18 protein-coding genes are annotated in these 19,630 nt (G+C 72.2%); 13 read left to right on the plus strand and 5 right to left on the minus strand.

Annotated features, from left to right (window positions below):
* Nucleotides 1-344: 344 nt before the first annotated feature.
* From QSK30_RS14945 to QSK30_RS14955, 3 genes are all read right to left on the minus strand, one after another.
* Nucleotides 345-926, minus strand: a complete 582-nt coding sequence (locus tag QSK30_RS14945) for a S1 family peptidase (protein WP_285503276.1) — start codon at nt 924-926, stop codon at nt 345-347.
* A 90-nt stretch (nt 927-1,016) separates the two neighbouring features.
* Nucleotides 1,017-1,751, minus strand: coding sequence for an ABC transporter permease (locus QSK30_RS14950; protein WP_285503278.1), 735 nt, complete (start codon nt 1,749-1,751; stop codon nt 1,017-1,019).
* Complete coding sequence (locus QSK30_RS14955; RefSeq protein ID WP_285503280.1) at nt 1,748-2,479, minus strand: ABC transporter ATP-binding protein; 732 nt, start codon at nt 2,477-2,479, stop codon at nt 1,748-1,750. The genes QSK30_RS14950 and QSK30_RS14955 overlap by 4 nt, the downstream gene beginning before the upstream one ends.
* Before the next feature lie 96 nt (nt 2,480-2,575).
* Between QSK30_RS14955 and QSK30_RS14960 the strand changes: the two genes are divergently transcribed.
* Nucleotides 2,576-3,100 (plus strand): hypothetical protein, encoded by a 525-nt coding sequence (locus tag QSK30_RS14960; protein ID WP_285503281.1) that lies wholly within the window; start codon nt 2,576-2,578, stop codon nt 3,098-3,100.
* Nucleotides 3,101-3,164: 64 nt separating this feature from the next.
* On the opposite strand, the gene QSK30_RS14965 is transcribed toward QSK30_RS14960, so the two are convergent.
* On the minus strand, nt 3,165-3,737 hold the full coding sequence (locus QSK30_RS14965; protein ID WP_285503282.1) for a TetR/AcrR family transcriptional regulator: 573 nt from the start codon (nt 3,735-3,737) through the stop codon (nt 3,165-3,167).
* A gap of 53 nt (nt 3,738-3,790) precedes the next feature.
* On the opposite strand from QSK30_RS14965, the gene hisF reads away from it, so the two are divergent.
* The 3 genes from hisF to hisI are packed head-to-tail and all read left to right on the plus strand — an operon-like array spanning nt 3,791 to nt 5,261.
* Nucleotides 3,791-4,564 (plus strand): imidazole glycerol phosphate synthase subunit HisF, encoded by a 774-nt coding sequence (gene hisF / locus QSK30_RS14970; RefSeq protein WP_285503284.1) that lies wholly within the window; start codon nt 3,791-3,793, stop codon nt 4,562-4,564.
* A complete protein-coding gene (locus QSK30_RS14975) occupies nt 4,561-4,926 on the plus strand; it encodes a hypothetical protein (protein WP_285503286.1) in 366 nt (121 codons plus the stop codon). The genes hisF and QSK30_RS14975 overlap by 4 nt, the downstream gene beginning before the upstream one ends.
* The gene (gene hisI, locus QSK30_RS14980; RefSeq protein ID WP_285503288.1) at nt 4,923-5,261 is read left to right on the plus strand and encodes a phosphoribosyl-AMP cyclohydrolase; all 339 of its coding nucleotides are present in this window, start codon (nt 4,923-4,925) and stop codon (nt 5,259-5,261) included. Before QSK30_RS14975 ends, hisI begins: the two co-directional genes overlap by 4 nt.
* A 375-nt stretch (nt 5,262-5,636) precedes the next feature.
* Here the strand turns inward: hisI and QSK30_RS14985 are convergent, their stop codons facing one another.
* A complete protein-coding gene (locus QSK30_RS14985; protein WP_285503290.1) occupies nt 5,637-6,248 on the minus strand; it encodes a TetR/AcrR family transcriptional regulator in 612 nt (203 codons plus the stop codon).
* Between the two features lie 93 nt (nt 6,249-6,341).
* Here QSK30_RS14985 and QSK30_RS14990 point away from each other — a divergent pair, with 93 nt between their 5' ends.
* From QSK30_RS14990 to QSK30_RS15030, 9 genes are all read left to right on the plus strand, one after another.
* Nucleotides 6,342-7,898: an anthranilate synthase component I gene (locus QSK30_RS14990; protein ID WP_285503291.1), complete on the plus strand. Its 1,557-nt coding sequence runs from the start codon at nt 6,342-6,344 to the stop codon at nt 7,896-7,898.
* Nucleotides 7,891-8,409: a Trp biosynthesis-associated membrane protein gene (locus QSK30_RS14995; protein ID WP_285503292.1), complete on the plus strand. Its 519-nt coding sequence runs from the start codon at nt 7,891-7,893 to the stop codon at nt 8,407-8,409. The genes QSK30_RS14990 and QSK30_RS14995 overlap by 8 nt, the downstream gene beginning before the upstream one ends.
* 110 nt (nt 8,410-8,519) lie before the next feature.
* Nucleotides 8,520-9,329, plus strand: coding sequence for an indole-3-glycerol phosphate synthase TrpC (trpC, locus tag QSK30_RS15000; RefSeq protein WP_285503294.1), 810 nt, complete (start codon nt 8,520-8,522; stop codon nt 9,327-9,329).
* The gene (gene trpB, locus QSK30_RS15005) at nt 9,308-10,567 is read left to right on the plus strand and encodes a tryptophan synthase subunit beta (protein WP_502871840.1); all 1,260 of its coding nucleotides are present in this window, start codon (nt 9,308-9,310) and stop codon (nt 10,565-10,567) included. Before trpC ends, trpB begins: the two co-directional genes overlap by 22 nt.
* Nucleotides 10,567-11,361 (plus strand): tryptophan synthase subunit alpha, encoded by a 795-nt coding sequence (gene trpA / locus QSK30_RS15010; protein WP_285503297.1) that lies wholly within the window; start codon nt 10,567-10,569, stop codon nt 11,359-11,361. The genes trpB and trpA overlap by 1 nt, the downstream gene beginning before the upstream one ends.
* Nucleotides 11,362-11,423: 62 nt before the next feature.
* Nucleotides 11,424-11,945: a Uma2 family endonuclease gene (locus QSK30_RS15015; protein ID WP_285503298.1), complete on the plus strand. Its 522-nt coding sequence runs from the start codon at nt 11,424-11,426 to the stop codon at nt 11,943-11,945.
* A gap of 50 nt (nt 11,946-11,995) precedes the next feature.
* On the plus strand, nt 11,996-13,219 hold the full coding sequence (lgt, locus tag QSK30_RS15020; protein WP_352231576.1) for a prolipoprotein diacylglyceryl transferase: 1,224 nt from the start codon (nt 11,996-11,998) through the stop codon (nt 13,217-13,219).
* A gap of 307 nt (nt 13,220-13,526) precedes the next feature.
* A complete protein-coding gene (gene gltB, locus QSK30_RS15025; protein WP_285503301.1) occupies nt 13,527-18,095 on the plus strand; it encodes a glutamate synthase large subunit in 4,569 nt (1,522 codons plus the stop codon).
* Nucleotides 18,088-19,608, plus strand: coding sequence for a glutamate synthase subunit beta (locus QSK30_RS15030; protein ID WP_285503303.1), 1,521 nt, complete (start codon nt 18,088-18,090; stop codon nt 19,606-19,608). The genes gltB and QSK30_RS15030 overlap by 8 nt, the downstream gene beginning before the upstream one ends.
* Nucleotides 19,609-19,630 lie beyond the last annotated feature (22 nt).

Raw genomic sequence — 19,630 nt, forward strand, 5'->3', positions numbered from 1 at the left:
ACTAAGACGCAGGCTCGATCTGGCGAACTCCCTTTGCGCGGGGCCCCTAGAGCACCGCTGTGGGGAAAAAGCGTGGGGTGAAGGGCATCCCCACCACCAGGTCAAGGTTAGCGGCACTCCTCCCCCACACAAAGGGAGTCCGCCAGATCGAGCATGTCCGTAACGGGTGTTGCGTTCCGTAGGGCTTGAGAATTAGGGAATGAAGGGCAAAGGGATGGAGATTTAAGGGTGAAGAGCTAAGGGATGGAGATTTAGGGGTGAAGAGCTAAGGGATGGAGATTTGGGTTGAAGAGCCGAGTCAAGGGATGGAAAACCTGCAACCGAAGAGGGAGGATGTCACAGTGTCAGCCTGTGTACAGGATCAAGCTGTAAGCGCTCAGTACGGGCTTGAGTGGGGCGAAGTATCCTGTGCCGCCGGAGGTGCAATTCCCTGAACCGCCCACGATGATGCCCTGCGCTTGTCCGCCGGACATGACTGGTGCGCCGGTGTCGCCCGGTTCGACGCAGAGGTTCGTCCGGGTGAGTCCGGTTAGTGTGCCGCCGGGGAAGTTCACCGTTTGGTTCTTGGCCTGGATGGTCCCGCAGCGCCAGCCGGTGGTTGGTCCGTAGCGGCACACCGGAGCGCCGATCGGGGCCTCGGTCGCGCCCTTGACCGTTGTCGTGGTTCCGGGTCCGTTGCGCACCAACGGTGTCGAGGTGGAGCCTGCCGGTGCGGGTACCACGCCCAGCGGTCCGCTGGTGCCCGAGCAGGTGCCGGTGGTGATGATCGAGCGGGCGCCTGCCGCGTTGTGGGCGTTGAAGCCGATCACGCATTGCTTGGTGCCCAACAGGATCCGGTCGCCGCCGACGAGGATCTGGCCTGCTGCTGCCGTTGGTGCGGTGAGGACGATCAGGACTAGGGCGGTCAACGTGGCGAGAACCCGCATGGTGCCTGCCTTCCCGAGTGGCCGATGGGTCGACGGTAGGCGCCGTACCGGGGTGCGGGAAGCCGCTGATCGGACGAGGGTGTTCCCGTTCTAGGGGGTGCGGCGGCGCAGTGTGCTCGCGCCGAGTACCAGGGCGAGCAGTGCGCAGGCGGCCACGATCACCAGGTTGCGGACCAGCGTGCCGTCCACCTCGGCCGAGCGGGTCACCTGGGTGAGTGCGTCGACCGCGTAGGACAGCGGCATCACGTCGGACAGCCAGTTCAACAGCCACCCCATGTTCTCGCGCGGCTGGAGCAGTCCGCAGAGCAGGAACTGCGGTAGGACGAACAGCGGCATGAACTGGATCGCCTGGAACTCGCTGGTGGCGAAGGCGCTCACCAGCAGGCCCAGGGCCATGCCGAGCAGCGCGTCCAGCACCGCGATCAACAGCAGTGTCCACACCGAACCGGTCACCTCGAGTCCCAGCCACAGCACCGAGACCGTGGTGGCGATGCCGACCTGGGCCACGGCCAGCGCGCCGAAGGCCACCGCGTAGCCCAGGATCAGGTCGAACCGGCCCATCGGCATGGTCATCAGCCGTTCCAGGGTCGCGGTGGTGCGCTCGCGCAGCGTGGTGACCGAGGCGACCAGGAACATGATCACGAACGGGAAGACCCCGAGCAAGGCGGGGGCGGTGTGGCTGAAGAGCTGCTCGCTGTTGAACACGAAGCGCAGCAGGGTCATCAGGAGGGTGGGGACCAGCAGCAGCATCACGACCGTGCGCGGGTCGTGCTTGAGCTGGGTCAGGATGCGCCGCGCGGTCGCGGCGGTGATGGCCGCGCTCACGCCGCCGCCTCCGTGGTCCGGACCAGGTGCAGGAAGGCCTGCTCCAGGTCGTCCTGCCCGGTCGCGGCGCGCAGGCCGTCCGGGGTGTCGTCGGCGAGGACGAGGCCCTCGCGCATCAGCAGCAGCCGGTCGCAGCGGGCCGCCTCGTCCATCACGTGGCTGGAGACCAGCAGTGTGGTGCCCGCGGCGGCGAGCCGGTGGAACAGCCGCCACAGGTCGTCGCGCAGCACCGGGTCGAGGCCGACCGTCGGCTCGTCGAGGACCAGCAGGTCGGGGGAGCCGAGCAGGGCCACGGCCAGGTTCGCCCGACCGCGCTGTCCGCCGGAGAGGCTCCCGACGAGCTGGTCGGCGCGCGCGGTCAGGTCGACGTCGGCGAGCACCCGGGCCACGTCGGTGGCGGGCGCGCCGAGCACGGCGGCGAAGTAGCGCAGGCACTCGGCGACGGTCAGGTCGGCGTAGACCGCCGGGTTCTGGGTGGCGTAGCCGATCCGGCTGCGCAACGACGGGTGGCCCGCGGGCTCGCCCAGCACTTCGACGGTGCCGCCCGCGACGACCTGCACCCCCACGACGGCGCGCATCAGGGTGGTCTTCCCGCAGCCACTGGGCCCGAGCAGGCCGGTGACCGAGCCGCGCGGGATGTCGAAACCGACGCCGCGCAGCACCTCCCGACCACCGCGGACCACGGTCAGGCCCGCGGCCCGGAGGGCGCTGACCGGTGAATTAGTCATGCGTTTAATTCTGCGCGCGCTGAGTTTCCCCCGTCAAGCCCTTCTCCACCGGCGGTGAACGTCCTAGCGTGATCACCCTCACCGACCGGAGGTTCGATGCCCGCCGACTTAGCCCTGTCCGCGCTGCTCCAGGACTTGGCCGACGTTCGCCACCGGCTCCGCGGCGACTCCGCGCCCGCCACCTTCCTGGCCCGGCTGCGCGAGGGGGTCGAGGCCTGGGACACCGCCATCGCGGGCCTGGACGCCGGTGGTGACGCCGCCGACGCGCTGGACCTGGTGGAGCGCGCCTTCGACATGGAGCCGGACTTCGCCGAGGACACCCGGTTGGCCACCGAGATGACCCAGTTGGGGGTCGCCACCCCGGCACACCGCTTCCTGGTCGGTCTCGCGCCGATCCGCCGCGACCTGGTCCGGGCCAACCAGCGCGTGGTGACCCAGCTGCGCCGCGCCGTCGCGCTGGAGCGCCGCACCAGCAGTCGCTGGCGCGGCACCGAGGGCCGGGCCGCCGCCCTGGTCGACCGGGACCTCCAGCTCGAGGAGGTCCGGGTGCTGGCCAAGACCACCCTGGACCCGATCGTCGAACTGGGCGAGCGCTTCGACACCTGGCGCCTGGCCCGCTGACCGCGCGCCGGTCGATCCGCCGACCCGACCGTCGACCAGTCCGCCGATCAGTCCACTGTGGAGCTCAACCCTCCAGGTAGTGCTGCAGGACCGGTGCCACCACGGCGATCAGCTCCTCGTCCGGTGCCGAGGCCAGCGGCTCGACCCGCACGACGTAGCGGACCATGGCCAGCCCGACCAGGTGCGCGGCCAGCGCGGTGGCGCGCAGCCGCGGGACCCCCAGCGCCTCGGTGACCCGGCCCAGCACGGCCCGCTCCAGGAACTGGCGCAGCAGGTCGGCGGCCTGCTCGTTGGTCGAGACCGAGCGGATCAGGGCCAGGAAGGCCTTCGACGGCTCCGGCGCGCCCCACAGCGCCAGGAACATCCGCAGCAGCCGCTCGCCGACCTGGGCCCGCGGCCCGGCCAGGATCGTGGCCACCAGCGCGCCCGGGTCGACCGGGAAGTCCAGCGCGGCCGCGAAGACCTGGTCCTTCGACCCGAAGAAGTGGTGCACCAGCGACGGGTTCACCCCGGCCTCGCCCGCGATGCCGCGGATCGTGGCCCCGTCGTAGCCGTGCGCGCCGAACTGGGCGCGCGCGGCGGCCAGGATGTGCGCCCTGGTCTCCGTGGGCCCCGGCCTGCGCCCGGTCTTGGCCATCGGCCCCCCTCGTGGTCGTGGGTCCAGTATCGCCGCCCCGTAGGCTCGGGGTCATGTCAGTAGCGGTTCGCGTGATCCCCTGCCTCGACGTCGACAACGGCCGGGTGGTGAAGGGGGTCAACTTCACCGACCTGGTCGACGCGGGCGACCCGGTCGCACTGGCCGCCGCCTACGACGCCGAGGGCGCCGACGAGCTGACCTTCCTGGACGTCACCGCGTCCTCTTCGGACCGCGAGACCACCTTCGACGTCGTCCGGCGGACCGCCGAACAGGTCTTCATCCCGCTGACCGTGGGCGGCGGCGTGCGCACGGTCGCCGACATCGACAAGCTGCTGCGCGCGGGCGCGGACAAGGTGGGCGTCAACACCGCCGCCATCGCCCGCCCGGAGTTCCTCCGCGAGGCGTCCCTGCGCTACGGCGCCCAGTGCGTCGTGCTCTCGGTCGACGCCAGGCGCGTCCCGGAGGGATCGGCCCCCACCCCGTCCGGCTTCGAGGTCACCACACACGGCGGCAGACGCGGCACCGGCATCGACGCGGTCGAGTGGGCCGCGCGCGGCCAAGAACTGGGCGTCGGCGAGATCCTGCTCAACTCGATGGACGCAGACGGCACCAAGGCGGGCTTCGACCTGGACCTGATCCGCATGGTCCGGGCCAGGGTGGACGTGCCGCTGATCGCCAGCGGGGGAGCGGGCGCCCTGGAACACTTCCCGCCCGCCATCGCCCAGGGCGCGGACGCGGTGCTCGCGGCCAGCGTCTTCCACTTCGGCCACCTGCGGATCGGCGAGGTCAAGGAGACACTGCGCGCGGCCGGGGCGGAAGTCCGGTGACCAAGCGACCGCTGGAGATCCGCGTCGCCGCCACGATCCTGGCGGCCGCGGCCGTGGCGTTCGTGGCACTGGGCCTGGTCGGGCTCGCCGCGGGCACCGGCTCACTCCGGTTCCCGATCCTGCTGGCGGTGATCGGCCTGCTCGCCGCCGCCAGCATCCTGTTCGGCCTACCCCGCGCGGGCGGCCTGGTGATCGGCTTCGCCTCCCTGGCCGCGATCGCCCAAGTCCTGATCGCCCTGGGCGACCTCCCCGCCTGGGTCCGCGTCGGCACGGGCGTCCTGGCCGCCGCGCACGCCTACGTGGTGGTCCTGCTCCTCACCCGCCCGGCCCGGGAATTCCTCGCGAAAGGCACTGCGTCGTGACCGAGCTCGACCCACAGATCGCCGGACTGCTCAAGCGCAACGCCGAAGGACTGGTGTGCGCGGTGGTGCAACAGCACGGAACCGGCGAGGTGCTGATGGTGGCCTGGATGAACGACGAGGCACTCCGCCTAACGCTGGAAACCCGCCAGGCCACTTACTTCTCCCGCAGCCGCAACGAGTTGTGGGTTAAGGGAGCCACCTCCGGCAACACACAGAAGGTAGTGTCAGCCCGCCTGGACTGCGACGGAGACACGGTGCTCCTAGTGGTAGACCAGGCAGGCGTCGCCTGCCACACCGGCGACCGAACGTGCTTCGACGCACGAGTCCTGATCTAGCCAAGACTCCCTTGCGTTTGTTCACCACCTACTAAACCGCAGCGGATAGGCCGTCCCCGCTGGTACCGCAGCGGATAGGCCGCCCTCGCTGGTACCTCAGCGGAGAGGCCGCCCCTGCTGGTACCGGCGGCCCCGCTACGGATGCTCGATCTAGTGGACTCGCTTCGTGTGGGGGGAGAGCACCGCTAAACTCGCCGGTGGTGGGGAATGCCCTTCACCCGCCCTTTTTTTCACCACCGCGGTGCTCTAGGGGCCCCACACGAAGCGAGTTCACTAGATCGAGCCCGCGCTTGTAACCCGGGCAACGAAGACGGCAACGCGAAAACGAGCCCACCAAAATCAAGCCCACGCTCGAACCCCAGGCAACAAAGCAATTCAGTCAATAGACCCAGTCAGATAGCGCTGGACCGTAGGCCCAACAGCCTTCACCAGCACCTCCACCCCAGCCGACGCCACCGGTTCGAACCGCGCCACATACCGAACCACTCCAAGCCCGATCATCTGCGTGGCGAGCAGGTTCGCGCGCAGCTCCGCCGAGTCGTCCGCCACCTCGGTCAGCTGACCGAAGACGCTGCGCTGGAAGAACTCCTTGAGCGCCGAGGCCACCCGCTCGCGCGACGCCACGCTGCGGATCAGGGCCGCGAAGATGCCGCCGTCCTGGACGTCCCACGAGGTCAGGAAGGTCCGCACGACCCGTTCGCCCAGGGTGTCGAGATCCCCCTTGGCCAGCTCGGCGATTCGTTCCTGCGGGTTGAACGGCAGCTCGAGGACCGCCTCGGTGAACAGGGACTCCTTGCCGCCGAACCAGTGGTTGACCATGGCCGGGTCCACTTCGGCGCGTCGGGCGATGGCCCGGACCGTGGCGTTGTCGTAGCCCTGTTCGCTGAAGACCTCGCGGGCGGCGGTGAGGAGGGCGGCGCGGGTGTCGGTGCCGCCGGGGCGCCTGCCCCGCCTGCGTTCGCCGTCCTGGTTGGTCGGAGTCGTCACCGGACCATCATGGACTACGCCGGGTGAATATCCAACACCTGTTGAATTAACCCGACGGCCAACCCCGCGTCGGCCGCACGGCAGAATGGCGCCATGGTCAGTGCGATCGGCATCCCGACTCGGCCCGCGTCGACGAGTGGCATGGGTGAGGTGAGCCCCACCCGTGAGCAGTTCCACGCGCTCGCCGCGGACCGGCGCGTCATCCCGGTGGTGCGCCGGGTGCTCGCCGACGCCGAGACCCCGGTCGGGGTCTACCGCAAGCTCGCGGGGGACCGGCCGGGCACCTTCCTGCTGGAGTCCGCCGAGAACGGGCGCTCCTGGTCGCGCTGGTCGTTCGTCGGCGTGCGCAGCCCGGCCGCGCTCACCGCCACCGGCGGCGAGGCGCACTGGACCGGCACCCCGCCCACCGGCCTGCCCGCGGGCGGCGACCCGCTCGACGCGCTGCGCGAGACCGTCCGGCTGCTGCACAGCGACCCGCTGCCCGGCCTGCCGCCGCTCACCGGCGGCATGGTGGGCTTCATCGGCTACGACGCCGTGCGCAGGCTCGAACGGCTCCCCGAGCTGGCCGAGGACGACCTCCAGCTGCCCGAGCTGGTGATGCTGCTGGCCACCGACCTGGCCGCGCTCGACCACCACGAGGGCACCATCACCCTGATCGCCAACGCGGTGAACTGGGACGACTCGCCCGAGCGGGTGGACGCCGCCTACGACGACGCCGTCGCCCGGCTCGACGCCATGGTCCTGGGCCTGCAGACGCCGGCCGCGCCCACCGCCGCCACCTACGAGCGCCCGCGCCCCGAGTACACCCGCAGGCGCACGCCCGCCGACTACCAGGGCGCCGTGCTCGCGGCCAAGGAGGCCATCCGGGCCGGGGAGGCGTTCCAGGTCGTGGTCTCGCAGCGGTTCGAGATGCGCACCGACGCCGACCCGCTCGACATCTACCGGGTGCTGCGCACGACCAACCCCAGCCCCTACATGTACCTGCTGCGGCTGGACGGGTTCAGCATCGTCGGCTCCAGCCCGGAGGCCCTGGTCACCGTGCGCGACGGCCGGGCGACCACGCACCCGATCGCGGGCACCCGCTGGCGCGGGGTGGACCCGGAGGAGGACCAGGTCCTGGAGAAGGACCTGCTCGCCGACGAGAAAGAGCGCGCCGAGCACGTCATGCTGGTCGACCTGGGCCGCAACGACCTGGGCCGGGTGTGCAAGCCGGGCACCGTGCAGGTGGTCGACTTCTTCCGGGTCGAGCGCTACAGCCACGTCATGCACATCGTCTCCACCGTCACCGGCGAGCTGGCCGAGGGCAAGACGGCCTTCGACGCGGTCGCGGCCTGCTTCCCGGCGGGCACCCTGTCCGGCGCGCCCAAACCGCGCGCGATGGAGCTCATCGAGGAGCTCGAACCGACTCGGCGCGGGCTCTACGGCGGCATCGTCGGCTACCTGGACTTCGCGGGCGACGCCGACACCGCCATCGCGATCCGCACCGCCCTGGTGCGCGACGGGGTGGCCTACGTGCAGGCGGGCGCGGGCGTGGTGGCCGACTCCGACCCGGCCGCCGAGGACACCGAGTGCGTCAACAAGGCGGGCGCGGTGCTCGCCGCGGTCGCCACCGCCGAGACGCTGCGCCCGGCCACCGGTACCCGTGCCTGAGTCCCGCCGTCCACTGTGGACGGTCGTCGTCCTGCTGCCGCTGGCCGCCGCGGCGCTCTGGGGCGCCGCGCGGTTGCCGTGGGGCTCGGCCGTTCGGAGCAGACCGGGTACCGACGTCACGACCAACGCCGACATCCCGGGGGCCGAACTCGCCCCCGCGCTGGTCCCGTTGGCCGTGCTGGCGCTGGCCGCGGTGGCAGGCTCGCTGGCGGTGAGTGGGTCATGGCGGCGGGTGCTCGGCGCCGTCGTGGTCGCGGCCGGGCTGGTCCCGGTCTGGACCGGGTTCCTCGCGCACGCCGACACCGACGCGTTCGCCGGGCGCGCGCTGGCCGTCGTCGGGGGGGTGCTGATGGTCGCCGCGGGCGCGCTGCTCGCGGTGCGCGGTCACCGGATGCCCCGGCTCGGCGGGCGCTACCGCAGCCCAGGCGCGGCAAAGGAGTCCGCGCGCACCGAGGCGGACCTGTGGCAGGCGCTGAGCGAGGGAGAGGACCCCACGGCGGCGGACCGCTGAAGCGTGACCCGGTGCCGGGGCGGGGGAAGGGCCGGAGTTAGCATCAATTCGGCGGGAAGGGGCAATGCTGTGAGGGACTACACGAGCGTGACGTCAGGCCGGGGTGGCAAGTGAGCACACTGGACTCGATCATCGACGGTGTCCGGGAAGACCTCGCCGTCCGCGAGGCGGCGGTTCCCTTCGACACCATCAAGGAACTCGCGACCAGGGCCGCGCCGCCGCGCGACGCGATGACCGCGCTACGCGGTTCCGACGTCGGCGTGATCGCCGAGGTCAAGCGGCGCAGCCCGTCCAAGGGGGATCTGGCCTCGATCGCCGACCCGGCCGCGCTGGCCAAGGACTACGAGGCCGCGGGCGCCCGGGTGATCAGCGTGCTCACCGAGCAGCGCCGCTTCGGCGGCTCGCTGGCCGACTTCGACGCGGTGCGCGCCCAGGTCGACATCCCGTTGCTGCGCAAGGACTTCGTCGTCAGCCCGTACCAGGTGCACGAGGCCCGCGCGCACGGCGCCGACCTGGTGCTGCTGATCGTGGCCGCGCTGGAGCAGAACGCGCTGGCGTCCCTGCTGGACCGGGTCGAGTCGCTCGGCATGACCGCGCTGGTCGAGGTGCACACCGCCGAGGAGGCCGACCGGGCGCTGGAGGCGGGCGCGCGGGTCATCGGTGTCAACGCCCGCAACCTGCACACCCTGGAGGTCGACCGGGACGTCTTCGGCAGGCTGGCCCCCGGGCTGCCGCCGGAGACGGTGAAGATCGCCGAGTCCGGCGTGCGCGGCCCCAGCGACCTGATGACCTACGCGGGCGCCGGTGCCGACGCGGTGCTGGTCGGCGAGGGCCTGGTGGCCACCGACGACCCCAAGGCCGCGCTGGTCAAGCTGGTCACCGCCGGTTCGCACCCGGCCTGCCCGCGGCCCGGCCGGTGAGCGGGCAGGCGCCCCAGGCGCACGACCCGCACGCCCCCGGACCGCACGACCCGGACGCGCGCGGCCACTTCGGCCCCTACGGCGGCCGGTTCATGCCCGAGGCGCTGATCGGCGCGCTGGACGAGCTCTCCGCCGAGTACGACAAGGCCCGGCTGGACCCGGAGTTCACCGGCGAGTTCACCCGGCTGCTGCGCGAGTACGCGGGCAGGCCCTCGCTGCTCACCGAGGCGCCCCGGTTCGCCGAGCACGCGGGCGGCGCCCGGGTGTTCCTCAAGCGCGAGGACCTCAACCACACCGGCTCGCACAAGATCAACAACGTGCTGGGCCAGGCGCTGCTCACCAAGCGGATGGGCAAGCGGCGGGTCATCGCCGAGACCGGCGCGGGCCAGCACGGCGTGGCCACCGCCACCGCGTGCGCGCTGATGGGCCTGGACTGCGTGGTCTACATGGGCGAGGTCGACACCGAGCGCCAGGCGCTCAACGTCGCCCGGATGAAGCTGCTGGGCGCCGAGGTCATCCCGGTCAAGTCCGGCTCGCGCACGCTCAAGGACGCCATCAACGAGGCGCTGCGCGACTGGGTGACCAATGTGGACACCACGCACTACCTGCTCGGCACCGCCGCCGGTGGGCACCCGTTCCCGGTGATGGTGCGCAACTTCCACAAGGTGATCGGCGCCGAGGCGCGGGCCCAGTACCTCGAGCAGACCGGGCGGCTGCCCGACGTCGTCACCGCCTGCGTGGGCGGCGGCTCGAACGCGATCGGCATCTTCCACGGCTTCATCGACGACGCCGACGTCCGGCTGGTCGGCATCGAGCCCGGGGGCAAGGGCATCGAGTCCGGCGAGCACGGCGCCACCCTCGGCGAGGGCAGCCCCGGCATGCTGCACGGCGCCCTGTCGTACCTGCTGCAGGACGAGGACGGCCAGACCACCGAGGCGTACTCCATCTCCGCGGGCCTGGACTACCCGGGCGTGGGCCCGGAGCACGCCTGGCTCAAGGACACCGCGCGCGCCGAGTACCGCTCGGCCACCGACGACGAGGCCATGCACGCCTTCCGGCTGCTCTCCCGCACCGAGGGCATCATCCCGGCCATCGAGTCCGCGCACGCCCTGGCCGGGGCGCTCAAGCTCGGCCAGGAGCTCGGCCCCGAGGGCCACATCCTGGTGAACCTGTCCGGTCGCGGCGACAAGGACATGGACACCGCGGCCAAGTACTTCGGCTTCTACGAGGAGTCCTGATGGGCAGGCTGGACCCGGTCTTCGCGCGCACCCGCGAGGAGGGCCGCGGCGCGCTGATCGGTTACCTGCCCGCGGGCTTCCCCACCGTGGACGGCTCGGTCGAGCTGCTGCGCGGCATGGTCGAGGCGGGCTGCGACTTGGTCGAGGTCGGCGTGCCGTACTCCGACCCGGTGATGGACGGCCCGACCATCCAGGCCGCCGCCGACCGGGCGCTCAGGTCCGGCTTCCGGCTGCGCGACCTGTTCACCGTGGTCGAGGCGGTGTCCTCGGCGGGTGGCCAGGCCGTGGTGATGACCTACTGGAACCCGGTGCACCGCTACGGCGTGGACGCCTTCGCCCGCGACCTGGCCGCCGCGGGCGGCCTGGGCCTCATCACCCCGGACCTCATCCCGGACGAGGCGGACGACTGGCTGACCGCCTCCGAGGCGCACGACCTGGACCGGATCTTCCTGGTCGCCCCGTCGTCCTCGGAGGAGCGCATCGCGCTGACCACCGCGGCGTCCTCGGGGTTCGTGTACGCCACGGCGGTCATGGGCGTCACCGGCGCCCGCGACGCGGTCGGCGGGCTGGCCCCCGGGCTGGTCGAGCGCACCCGCGCGCACACGACGCTGCCGATCGGCGTGGGGCTGGGCGTGCGGTCGGGCGAGCAGGCCGCCGAGGTGGTCTCCTTCGCCGACGCGGTGATCGTCGGGTCGGCGTTCGTGGCCCGCGCCGAGGCGGGCGTGGAGTCGGTCCGCGAGCTGACGGCGGAGCTGGCCGCGGGCGTCCGGAAGGCCCCGTCCCCGATCGGGTGATCTCGCGCCAGGACCCGCGCTGAGCGGCGACTTCTGTCGGTGCGCCCCCGGACGCTGTCCCCGTGCGCATTCAGACGGTGACCACCGCGGAGTTCTTCACCTTGCCCGAGGACAACGGGCAGCGGGTCGAACTGGTCGACGGGGCCTTGGTCGTGAGCCCGTGCGCGGGCGGGCGGCACCAGCGCCTGGTCACCCGGCTGGTGATCGATCTCGACCAGGCCGTGCCTGGGGAGTTCGAGGTGCTGGTCGGCGTCAACGTCAAGCTGAACGCCCAGCGCGTGGTCATCCCCGACGCGGTGGTGACCAACGCACCGGGGCACGACGCCCTGTACTACGACGCCGCGGACATGGCGGTGGTGGTCGAGGTGATGTCACCGTCGTCGCGGTCGTTCGACAAGGCGCACAAGATGGCGTTGTTCGCCGAGGCGCGGATCCCGTTCTACCTCTTGGTCGACCCGGCGGTCCGGCCCGCGGCGGCGACCCTGTACCGCCTCGTCGGCTCGGACTACGCGCCGGTCGCGATCAGCTCCGACGGGTGGCTGCGGTCCACCGAACCATTCCCGATTGATCTCAAACTGGACTAGGTCCCGACCTCTTCACTGTCGCGACACCCCCCACCGTTACGGTGGGGGCCGTGACGAGCGCCCCCACCCACTTCCTGGCGAGCATCCCCAGCCCCGACCGGGGCGTGTGGGAGATCGATCTCGGAGTCCTCACCATCCCGCTGCGGGCCTACGCGCTGTGCATCATCGCCGGGATCATCGTGGCGATCTGGTGGGGGGAGAAGCGGTTCACCGCCCGCGGCGGCCAGCCCGGTGTGGTGATCGACGTCGCGGTGTTCGCGGTGCCGTTCGGCCTGGTCGGCGGCAGGCTCTACCACGTCGCCACCGACTACTACCGGTACTTCGGCCCGGGGAAGAACCCGCTCAACGCGCTGCGGATCTGGGACGGCGGGCTCGGTATCTGGGGGGCCATCGCACTCGGGGCGGTGGGGGCGTGGATCGGCTGCAGGCGCAAGGGTGTGCCGCTGCCCGTCTTCGCCGACGCGATCGCGCCCGGCATCGTCACCGCGCAGGCCATCGGCCGCATCGGCAACTACTTCAACCAGGAGCTCTACGGCGGTCCCACGGACCTGCCCTGGGGCCTGGAGATCTACCGCCGGGTCAACGAGTTCGGCCAGGACGACCCGCTGGGCGGCGTCGCCGTCGACCACACCCTGGTCGACGGCAGCCCGGTGCACCCGACGTTCCTCTACGAGCTCATCTGGAACCTGCTCATCGCCCTGGTCGTCGTGCTGGCCGACCGCAGGTTCCGGCTCGGGCACGGTCGCGCGTTCGCCATCTACGTGGCCGGCTACACCGTCGGCCGCGGCCTGATCGAGCTGATGCGCACCGACCCGGCCACCATGGTGGCCGGCCTGCGGATCAACGTCTGGACCTCGATCCTGCTCTTCGCCGGGGCCGTCGTGTACTTCGTCCTGGCGGCCAAGCGCGGCCCCCGCGAGGACCTCTCCGTCCTGGCGACCGACCTCGGCCAGTCCGACGACCAGACCGACGACGATCCGGACAAGGCTGACAAGCCGGACAAGGCTGATGGCGAGTCCGACGACGGTGCCGAGAAGCCGGACGAGGCCGAAGCCGACAATGCCAACGTGGTCGAGGACGGCGACGCGGCTGCCAAGAAGACCGCCGACACCACCGCTGACACCGACACCACCGCCGATGCCGCCGCCGACACCGACACCGACGCCCCGGCCGAGGCCGATCGCGTGCGGGAGCACGACGAAGCGGCCGTCGTACCGGCGGGTGCCGCGGAGAAGCAGGCGAAGAAGGACACGGCCGACCGCGCCGACGACTAGGCGCCCGGGCACCGTCCCGGGCGAACTCCGCCCCGTGGCGTGCCGTCCGGGGCGTGCGGCACCGGCGGGTACGTGCCTGCTCGGTTATGCTTGCCGGACAAGAGGATGATTCTCTCTGGGCACGGCGGAGCAGACCGCCGTGATCCCCGCGGCGTCGCGCCCCATGGGGTGTATCCGGGCTCGGCGACGGTGTCTCGCTCGTTTCCGGACTGTTAAGCTCGGGTCACCACGCGGGCCGCTGCCGTCCCGCGCCCAGCTCCGGCGACCCACCGGCTGAGCGCGCGATCGCAGAAGGAGGCCCTTCCCCATGTTGTTCTCCGCTCTCCCGCGCCCGCAGGGCCTCTACGACCCGGCCGCCGAGCGGGACGCCTGCGGGGTGGCGATGGTGGCCGACATCAAGGGCAGGCGCTCGCACGGCATCGTCCTGGACGCGCTCACCGCGCTGGCCAACCTGGAGCACCGCGGGGCCGCCGGGGCCGAGCCCACCAGCGGCGACGGCGCGGGCATCCTGGTCCAGCTCCCCGACGACCTGCTGCGCGCCGAGGTCGGCTTCACCCTCCCCGAGCCGGACGCGCACGGTGCGCACGGCTACGCCACCGGCCTGGCCTTCCTGCCCGCCGAGGCCGCCGAGCGCGAGCACGCCGTCGCCCTGGTCGAGCGGATCGCGGCCGAGGAGGGTCTGCGGGTGCTGGGGTGGCGCGCGGTGCCGGTCGAGGTGGACGGTGCCGACATCGGTCCGACCGCGCGCTCGGTCATGCCCCACTTCGCCATGCCGTTCGTGGCCGGGCACCCGGACGCCGACGGCGACTGTCCCACCGGCATCGACCTCGACCGGCTCGCCTTCTGCCTGCGCAAGCGTGTGGAGCACGAGAGCGCCGCGGCGGGCTGCGGCACCTACTTCCCGTCGTTGTCGGCGCGCACGATGGTCTACAAGGGAATGCTGACCACCGCGCAGCTGCCCGCGTTCTTCCCGGACCTGCGCGACCCGCGGCTGCGCAGCGCCATCGCGCTGGTGCACTCGCGCTTCTCCACCAACACGTTCCCGTCCTGGCCGCTGGCGCACCCGTTCCGGTTCGTCGCGCACAACGGCGAGATCAACACCGTGCGCGGCAACCGGAACCGGATGCGCGCCCGGGAGGCGCTGCTCGGCTCGGCGCTGCTGCCCGGCGACCTGGCCCGGCTCTCCCCGGTCGTCGACCCGGACGGCTCGGACTCGGCCTCGTTCGACGAGGTGCTCGAGCTGCTGCACCTGGGCGGGCGGTCGCTGCCGCACGCGGTGCTGATGATGATCCCGGAGGCGTGGGAGAACCACACCGGGATGGACCCGGCCCAGCGCGCGTTCTACCAGTTCCACGCGAGCCTGATGGAGCCGTGGGACGGGCCCGCCTGCGTCACCTTCACCGACGGCGCCCTGGTCGGCGCGGTGCTCGACCGCAACGGCCTGCGGCCCGCGCGCTGGTGGCGGCTGGCCGACGACCGCGTGGTGCTGGCCAGCGAGACCGGCGTGCTCGACGTGCCGCCGGATCAGGTGGTGGCCAAGGGCAGGCTGCAACCGGGCCGGATGTTCCTGGTGGACACCGCGGCGGGTCGGATCGTCGACGACCACGAGGTCAAGGCCGCCCTGGCGAGCGCGCTGCCGTACGAGGAGTGGCTGCACGCCGGGCTGCTCAAGATCGCCGACCTGCCCGACCGCGAGCACGTGGTGCAGACCCACGAGTCGGTGCGCCGCCGCCAGCTCACCTTCGGCTACACCGAGGAGGAGCTCAAGGTCCTGCTCACCCCGATGGCCGTCACCGGGGCCGAGCCGATCGGGTCGATGGGCACCGACACCCCGCCCGCCGCGCTCTCCCAGCGGCCGCGGCTGCTCTACGACTACTTCAAGCAGAACTTCGCCCAGGTGACCAACCCGCCGCTGGACGCCATCCGCGAGGAGATCGTCACCTCGGTGCAGCGGATCATGGGCCCGGAGCAGAACCTGCTGGAGCCCGGTCCGGCCTCCTGCAGGCACATCCAGCTGCCCTACCCGGTGGTGGACAACGACGAGCTGGCCAAGCTGATCCACGTCAACGACGACGGCGACCTGCCCGGCTACGCCTGCACTGTCCTCTCCGGACTGTATGAAGTGGACGGTGGCGGCCCGGCGCTGGCCGCCGCGGTGGCCGCGGTGCGCGAGCAGGCCTCGGCCGCGATCGCGGCGGGCGCGCGCACGCTGGTGCTCTCCGACCGCGACTCCGACCACCGGCTGGCGCCGATCCCGTCGCTGCTGCTGGTCTCGGCGGTGCACCACCACCTGGTCCGCACCCGGGAGCGGCTGCGGGTCGCGCTGGTGGTGGAGAGCGGCGACGCCCGCGAGGTGCACCACATCGCGCTGCTGCTGGGCTACGGCGCGGCCGCGGTGAACCCGTACCTGGCGTTCGAGACCATCGAGGACCTGATCGCCCGCGGCGCGGTCACCGGCGTCGAGCCGCGCGCGGCGGTGCGCAACTACGTCCAGGCGCTGGTCAAGGGCGTCCTGAAGATCATGTCCAAGATGGGCATCTCGACCGTCGGCGCCTACACCGCCGCGCAGGTCTTCGAGTCGCTCGGCCTGGCCGAGGACCTGCTGGCCGAGTACTTCACCGGCACCACCTCCAAGCTCGGCGGCGTCGGTCTCGACGTGCTCGCCCGCGAGGCGCGGGCCCGCCACCGCCGCGCGCACCCGGACAATCCGACAGACCGCTCGCACCGCGGCCTGGAGGTCGGCGGCGAGTACGCCTACCGGCGCGAGGGCGAGCTGCACCTGTTCACCCCGGAGACGGTGTTCCTGCTCCAGCACGCGACCCGCACCGGCCGCGCCGAGGTCTACCGCGAGTACACCGCCGAGGTGGAGCGGCTCAACCGCGCGGGCGGTGCGCTGCGCGGCCTCTTCGCCTTCGAGGAGGGTGAGCGCCCGCCGGTGCCGATCGACGAGGTCGAGCCGGTCGAGGCGATCCTGACCCGGTTCAACACCGGCGCGATGTCCTACGGCTCGATCTCCGCCGAGGCGCACGAGACGCTGGCGATCGCGATGAACCGGATCGGCGGCCGGTCCAACACCGGTGAGGGCGGTGAGGACCCGGAGCGGCTCTACGACCCGGCCCGCCGGTCGGCGATCAAGCAGGTGGCGTCCGGTCGGTTCGGGGTGACCAGCGAGTACCTGGTCAACGCCGACGACATCCAGATCAAGATGGCCCAGGGCGCCAAGCCCGGCGAGGGCGGCCAGCTGCCGCCGAACAAGGTGTACCCGTGGATCGCGCGCACCCGCCACTCCACGCCCGGGGTCGGGTTGATCTCCCCGCCGCCGCACCACGACATCTACTCCATCGAGGACCTCGCGCAGCTGATCCACGACCTGAAGAACGCCAACGAGAACGCCCGCGTGCACGTCAAGCTGGTGTCCGAGGTCGGGGTCGGCACGGTGGCGGCCGGGGTGTCCAAGGCGCACGCCGACGTGGTGCTGATCTCCGGGCACGACGGCGGCACCGGCGCCTCGCCGCTGAACTCGCTCAAGCACGCGGGCACGCCCTGGGAGATCGGCCTGGCCGAGACCCAGCAGACCCTCATGCTCAACGGCCTGCGCGACCGGATCACCGTCCAGGTCGACGGCGCGCTCAAGACCGGCCGCGACGTCGTGGTGGCCGCGCTGCTGGGCGCCGAGGAGTACGGCTTCGCGACCGCACCGCTCATCGTGGCGGGTTGCGTGATGATGCGCGTCTGCCACCTGGACACCTGCCCGGTCGGCGTGGCGACGCAGAACCCGGTGCTGCGCGAGCGCTACACGGGTCAGGCCGAGCACATCGTGAACTACTTCCGGTTCGTGGCCGGGGAAGTGCGCGAACACCTGGCCGCGCTGGGCTTCCGCACGCTCGACGACGCCATCGGCCACGCCGAGCTGCTGCGCACCGACGACGCCGTCGAGCACTGGAAGGCCCAGGGCCTCGACCTCACGCCGGTCTTCGCCGTCCCGCGGACCCGGTACGGCACCGCCCGCCGCCGGGTGCGCGGGCAGGACCACGGGCTGGCGCACGCGTTAGACCGCACGCTGGTCCAGCTGTCGTCGGCCGCGCTGGAGGACGCGCACCCGGTGCGGCTGGAACTGCCGGTGCGCAACGTCAACCGCACCGTCGGCACCCTGCTGGGCTCGGAGGTCACCCGCCGCTTCGGCGGCGACGGGCTGCCGCCCGGCACCATCCACATTGGACTCACCGGCTCGGCGGGCCAGTCGCTGGGCGCCTTCCTGCCGCGCGGGATCACCCTCGACCTGGCGGGCGACGCCAACGACTACGTCGGCAAGGGCCTCTCCGGCGGTCGGATCGTCGTGCGCCCGCACCCGGACGCGGTGTTCGCCGCCGAGGAGCAGGTCATCGCGGGCAACGTCATCGCCTACGGCGCCACCGCGGGCGAGGTCTTCCTGCGCGGGCGGGTGGGGGAGCGGTTCGGCGTGCGCAACTCGGGCGCGGTGATCGTCGCCGAGGGCGTCGGCGACCACGCCTTCGAGTACATGACCGGCGGCCACGCGGTCGTGCTCGGGCCCACCGGCCGCAACCTCGCCGCGGGCATGTCCGGCGGGGTGGCGTTCGTGCTCGACCTCGACCCCGCGCTGGTCAACACCGCGATGGTCGAGCTGCAGGAGCCGGGTCCGGACGACCTGCGGCTGCTCCGCGACACCGTCGCGCGCCACCACGAGCTGACCGGTTCGGCGGTGGCGGCCTCCCTGCTAGGCGACTGGACCCGCCGCGCCGCCGGGTTCACCAAGGTCATGCCGCGCGACTACCAGCGGGTGCTGGCCGCCATGCGGCTGGCCACGGCCGAGGGCCGCGACGTCGACCAGGCGATCATGGAGGCCTCCCGTGGCTGACCCGAGCGGCTTCCTGCGGCACGCCCGCGACGACGCGCCCAAGCGACCCGCCGACGAGCGGGCGGGCGACTGGCGCGAGGTCTACCGCGACCTGCCCGCGGCCGACCGGGACACGCGGGTGCGCGAGCAGGCGACCCGCTGCATGGACTGCGGCGTCCCGTTCTGCCACTCCGGCTCGGCGGGCTGCCCGCTGGGCAACCTGATCCCGGAGTGGAACGACCTGGTCCGCCGCGGCGACTGGGCGGTGGCGAGCGAGCGCCTGCACGCCACCAACAACTTCCCCGAGTTCACCGGTCGGCTCTGCCCGGCGCCGTGCGAGGCCGCCTGCGTGCTCGCGATCTCACCGGGGTCCGGCGGCGCGGTCGCGATCAAGCGGGTGGAGAACGCGATCGCCGACGTGTCCTGGGAGCGCGGCCACGTCCAGCCGGTCACCGCCGGGGTGTCCACCGGCCGCGCGGTCGCGGTGGTCGGGTCCGGGCCCGCCGGGCTGGCCGCCGCCCAGCAGCTGACCAGGGCGGGCCACGAGGTCACCGTGTTCGAGCGCGACGACCGCCTCGGCGGCCTGCTGCGCTACGGGATCCCCGAGTTCAAGCTGGAGAAGAAGGTCCTCGACCGGCGGCTGGCCCAGCTGCGCGCCGAGGGGACCCGGTTCGTCACCGGCTGCGAGGTGGGCGGCACCGGGCCCGGCGCGCTGTCCGTCGAGCGGCTGCGCGCGGAGTTCGACGCCGTCGTGCTCGCCGTCGGCGCGCTGCGCGGGCGCGACACCGCCGACGTGCCCGGCCGCGAGCTGCGCGGCGTGCACCTGGCGATGGACCACCTGGTGCCGGCCAACCGGCAGTGCGAGGGCGACGGGCCGAGCCCGGTCGACGCGCGCGGCAAGCACGTGGTCGTCATCGGCGGCGGTGACACCGGGGCCGACTGCTACGGCACCGCCACCCGGCAGGGCGCGGCCAGCGTGACCCAGCTCGACCAGTACCCGCGCCCGCCGCGCGAGCGCGACGACGAGCGCTCGCCCTGGCCGGTCTGGCCGTGGGTCCTGCGCACCTACCCCGCCCACGAGGAGGCGGGGGAGCGCAAGTTCGCCGTCGCCGTGGAGCGGTTCGTCGGTGACGCCGAGGGGAACCTGACCTCCGTGCAGCTGCGGGCGGTGCGGGTGCGCAAGGACCCGGCGACCGGGCTGCGCGAGGTGGTGCCGGTCGACGAGGACGTGCAGGTGCTGCCCGCGGACATGGTCCTGCTCGCGATCGGGTTCGAGGGGGTCGAACGGATGCCGCTGCTCGACGGCCTCGGCGTGCCGCTCACCAAGCGCGGAACGCTGTCCTGCGGCCATGACTGGCAAACGTCAGCCCCCGGCGTGTTCGTCTGCGGTGACGCCCACCGCGGCGCCTCGCTCGTCGTCTGGGCTGTCGCGGAAGGACGGTCGGTGGCGCACGCCGTCGACGCCTTCCTCACCGGCGCATCGGATCTGCCCGCGCCGGTCCGCCCGAACGCGCTCCCGCTCGCCGTCGGCTGACCCGGTCCACACCGGAGGCTTC

It is taken from the genome of Actinokineospora sp. NBRC 105648 (assembly GCF_030269645.1).
Classification (GTDB): domain Bacteria; phylum Actinomycetota; class Actinomycetes; order Mycobacteriales; family Pseudonocardiaceae; genus Actinokineospora.